This is a genomic window from Bradyrhizobium sp. P5_C11_2, from assembly GCF_054049755.1.
Genome location: NZ_JBFULT010000598.1, coordinates 1 through 4,449, shown reverse-complemented (window position 1 = coordinate 4,449; position 4,449 = coordinate 1). Strand labels below are relative to the sequence as shown.

Genomic DNA, 4,449 nt, shown 5'->3' with positions numbered 1-4,449 from the left:
TCGCCTGGGTGGCGGCGCAGGGTCAGCAGATCGTGCCGCTGGTCGGTGCCCGCACCCGCAACCGTCTCGCCGAGGCACTCGGCGCGACCAAGGTCCATCTGACGCCGGCTCATCTTGCGGCGTTGGCAAAAGCCTTCCCGCCGGATGTCGCCTCCGGCACGCGCTATGCGGCCGAGCAGATGGCACATCTCGACAGCGAGAAGCCGGCCACCGCGTAACGGCGACAATCAGGTGCGATGGGCGCTCAAATCAGTCATGACCGGCCCATCGCCATTGAGCGGATTGGCCGGATCGCGCGCGTAACGCAGCGTCTCGAAGCGCATCGCGCGCGCATCGATCATCAGGAGGCGGCCGACCAGTCCGTCGCCAAAACCGACGATCTCGCGGATCGCCTCCAGCGCCATCATCGAGCCCATCACGCCCGCAAGCGCGCCCATGACACCGGCCTCGGCGCAGGCCGGCACCGTGCCGGGCGGCGGCGCCTCCGGAAACAGGCAGCGATAGGTTGGATTGAAGACGCCGTCGGCGTTTTTCTCATGTGCGCGGATGGTGGTGAGCGAGCCGTCGAAGGTGCCGAGCGCCGCCGTGATCAGCGGCTTCCTGGCGAAGAAGCAGGCGTCCGAGGCCAGATAGCGGGTCGAGAAATTGTCGGAGCCGTCGAGCACGAGGTCGTAATCGCCGACCAGCGACAGCGCATTGTCGGCATTGAGCCAGGTGGCATGGCCGACAAAGCGCACATGCGGATTGAGCGCGGTGATCCGCTCGGCGGCGCTCTCGACCTTGTGCCGGCCGATATCGGGCGTCGTATGGATGACCTGGCGCTGAAGATTGGACAGCGACACCACGTCGTCATCGACCACGCCGAGCGTGCCTATGCCGGCGGCGGCCAGATACATCAGGGCCGGGGCGCCAAGCCCGCCGGCGCCGATCACCAGCACCGACGCCCGCTTCAGCGCGGCCTGGCCGGGACCACCGACATCGCGCAGCACGATATGGCGGGCATAGCGTTCGAGTTCGTCCGGGCTCAGCATTCTCAGCTCTTCCTAGATTGCTGCCGCTCCCCGTGAGGAGCGCGAAAGTCGCACACACTGTCATTCCGGGGCGATGCGAAGCATCGAACCCGGAATCTCGAGATTCCGGGTTCGGCTCTTCGAGCCGCCCCGGAATGACTCGTCCTCTCAGATGAGGATCTTGCTCTGTGGCCGCTCGCGCCAGCCTGAACCACCCCAACATTGTTCGCGACCAAGGAGATGTGCTTCAATGACAGCACGTTCAATGGGCTGGCTGGATTTGTCATGAGATCGATGCTTGCGGCAACACTGATGTTCGCGACCGCCGCGGCTGCGAACGCCCAGATGACGACGCCGCCGATCCCCGGCACCAAGCCGAAGCCGGTTCAGACCGTTCCGATCCGCCCACCTGCCTTGCAGACGCCGTCGGAGACCGCCGACGCGATGGCGCAGGCGGAACGGCTGTCGCTGCAATCCGACCTCGCCTGGGTCGGCCAATATAACGGCGCCATCACCGGCGACGTCAGCGCGCGCATGGTCGACGCGATCAAGGAGTACCAGAAGATCAAGGGCGGCAAGCCCACCGGCGTGCTCAATCCGCAGGAGCGTGCCGCGCTCGCGGAGACCGCGCGACGGAAACAGGACAGCGTCGGCTGGAAGATCGTGATGGAGCCGACCAGCGGCGCCCGGCTCGGCGTCCCCGCCAAGCTGGTGCCGCAGCAGGCAACCGACGCCAACGGTTCGAAATGGACCTCGCCGACCGGCACGGTGCAGGTGCTGCTCAGCCGCCGCAAGGAGGCGAACCCGACCACGGCAAAGCTCGCTGAAGCGGAGAAGAAGGAGCCGGCCGGGCGCAAGGTCGATTACACCGTGGTGAAACCCGACTTCTTCGTGCTGTCGGGACTCCAGGGCCTGAAGAAGTTTTACGTGCGCGGCACCTTCAAGGGTGACGAGGTTCGCATCATGACGATCCTCTACGACCAGGCGACCGAGAACACGGTCGAGCCGGTCGTGATCGCGATGTCGAGCGCGTTCAACGCCTTTCCGTCCGGACCGCAAGCCGGACCGCCGCCACGCAAGACGGTCGAATACGGCACCGGCATCGTCGTCAGCGACGACGGCGCGATTCTCACCGACCGCCTCGTCACCGATGGCTGCCTCGCGATCACGATCGCCGGCTACGGCAGTGCCGACCGTCTCGCCGAGGACCGGGAGCACGATCTCGCGCTGCTGCACATCTACGGCGCGCGCGGCCTGAAGCCGCTCAGCCTCGCAAGTGGCCCGGCGAAGACCAGTGTCGATGTCATCGGCATCGCCGATCCGCAGAGCCAGGGCGGCGCGGCCGGCGTGTCCAGCGTCAAGGGCGCGCTGGCGCCGGTCACGAGCAGCGACTCCGCGCTGTCGCCGCCGCCGGCGGTCGGATTTTCCGGCAGCCCCGCGATCGACGGCGACGGCAAGTTCGCCGGCATCGCGCTGCTGAAACCGGCGATGATTGCCGGCCCCGCAACGGCGGTGCCGGCCTCGCAGGCCGTGATGGTCTCCGCGGACACGGTGCGCGATTTCCTGAAGGCGAATGGCGTCACGGCGAACGGCGCATCTGCGGATGCAAAAGCCGCCGTCGTGCGCGTGATCTGCGTGCGGAAGTAGGCGAGCGCTGCGCGAGAGGTGTGCCCCCTCTCCCGCTTGCGGGAGAGGTTGAAGAGCCCCGCAGCTAGCGCACCATTAGCCAAGCCTAAACCTTACCCCACTCTTCGCGAGCCCGCCGGAGATCCCGACCGGCGTGCCGTCCGCGCGCCAGCAGGCAGCGCCGGTCATGCTGCCGTCGTCGTGGAACGCAATCGCATTCATTCCCCCGGCCACGGTCGCAACGCGCTGGACCTTGTGGCCCATGCTCGCGAGTTTTTCGCGCACGCTCTCCGGCACCGCCTGCTCGACCTCGAGCGCGTTGCCCTCGGTCCAGACCCGCGGCGCCTCGACCGCCTCCTGCAAGCTCATGCCATGGTCGATCAGATTGACCAGCGCCTGCATCGCGCTCGGGAAGATGCGTTTTCCCCCGGGCAGGCCGAGCGCATAGCGCAGCTTGCCGTCGCGCAGCGCCATCATTGGCGACATCGAGGTGGTGACGCGCTTGCCCGGCGCCAGCGACAACGCGTGGCCGGGTCGCGGGTCGAACAGATTCATGTAGTTGTTGGCGATGGCGCCCAGACCCGGGATCATGATCTTCGCGCCGAACAGATTGTTGATGGTCTGCGTGGTCGCGACCACGTTGCCTAAGGAATCCGCCGCCGTCAGATGCGTGGTGTGCGCGCCTTCGAGCTGCGTCACGCCGGCGCCCCAGGCCTGCGCCCGCGCCGGATCGATCGCGCGGCGGCGCTCTTCGGCGTAGGCCTTCGAGGTCAGCCGCTCCACCGGCACGCCGACAAAGTCGGGATCGCCGCTTGCCGCGGCGCGATCGGCAAAGGCGATCTTCAGCACTTCGGCGAGGGTGTGAATCGTCTCCGCCGTGCCGAAGCCGAGGCCGGCAATGTCATAGCCCTCCAGGATGTTCAGCATCTGCGCGATATGCACGCCGGAGGCCGCGGGCGGCGGCGGTCCAAGGATGGTCCAGCCGCGATAGTCGGCGCGGACCGGCTGCCGCTCGACGGTCCTGTAATTGGTGAGATCGTTGCGGCGGATGAAGCCGCCGCTCTTTTCCATGTAGTCGACCAGGATGTCGCCGAGCGGTCCCTCGTAGAGCGCTTTGTCGCCGTGATCGGCGATATGGCGCAGCGTCTCGGCATATTCGGCCTGCACCACGCGCTCGCCGACCTTCAGCGGCTCGCCGTTCGGCAAGTAGATCGCCGCGATCGGCTTGTCCTTGCGCATCTCGACGGCGCCCTCGCTGATGCATTCATGCAGATAGGGGGTAACCGCATAGCCGCGCGCGGCGTGCTTGATCGCGGGCTGCATGATGTCGGCGAGCGGCATGGTGCCGAACCGGCGCAGCGTCTCGCACCAGGCTTTTAGCGAACCCGGCACCGCAACCGCTCTCGGCCCATTGAGGTTTTCATTGCCGACGGTGTCAAAGACGTCATGGGCAGAACCCGGCTTAGACGTGTAGGTGTTGTCGCGCACCGCCGAGGGCACGGTGCTCTGGCCGTCGATGAAGCGATGGCTGCCGTCGGCCAGCCTGATATGCGCCATGCCACCGCCGATGATGCCGACCATCATCGGCTCCACCACGGTCAGCGTGAACAGCGTCGCGATCGCGGCGTCGATGGCGTTGCCGCCGGCCGCCAGCATCTCGGCGCCGGCACTGGAGGCCAGCGGATGGTTGCTGACCACCATGCCGCGGCTCGAGACCGCCGGCATTTTCTGGCACTCAAAGGTCGTTGCCGTCCGGTCGCGCCAGTTTCCGCTCATGCGCCTGTCCCTTTTATTCACGGCGGCGAGCACATCA

The 4,449-nt window shown here is 66.8% G+C and carries 3 protein-coding genes and 1 pseudogene; 2 read left to right on the top strand and 2 right to left on the bottom strand.

What is annotated here, in order from left to right:
* Nucleotides 1-218, top strand: a pseudogene (locus tag ACXJL8_RS34910) (aldo/keto reductase); the annotation flags it as partial.
* 9 nt (nt 219-227) lie between these two features.
* Here ACXJL8_RS34910 and ACXJL8_RS34905 read toward each other — a convergent pair.
* Complete coding sequence (locus tag ACXJL8_RS34905) at nt 228-1,031, bottom strand: HesA/MoeB/ThiF family protein (protein ID WP_456618528.1); 804 nt, start codon at nt 1,029-1,031, stop codon at nt 228-230.
* Between the two features lie 264 nt (nt 1,032-1,295).
* Between ACXJL8_RS34905 and ACXJL8_RS34900 the strand changes: the two genes are divergently transcribed.
* Complete coding sequence (locus ACXJL8_RS34900) at nt 1,296-2,657, top strand: serine protease (protein WP_456686437.1); 1,362 nt, start codon at nt 1,296-1,298, stop codon at nt 2,655-2,657.
* A 75-nt stretch (nt 2,658-2,732) separates the two neighbouring features.
* On the opposite strand, the gene ggt is transcribed toward ACXJL8_RS34900, so the two are convergent.
* A complete protein-coding gene (gene ggt / locus ACXJL8_RS34895; protein ID WP_456618530.1) occupies nt 2,733-4,412 on the bottom strand; it encodes a gamma-glutamyltransferase in 1,680 nt (559 codons plus the stop codon).
* Nucleotides 4,413-4,449: the final 37 nt, after the last annotated feature.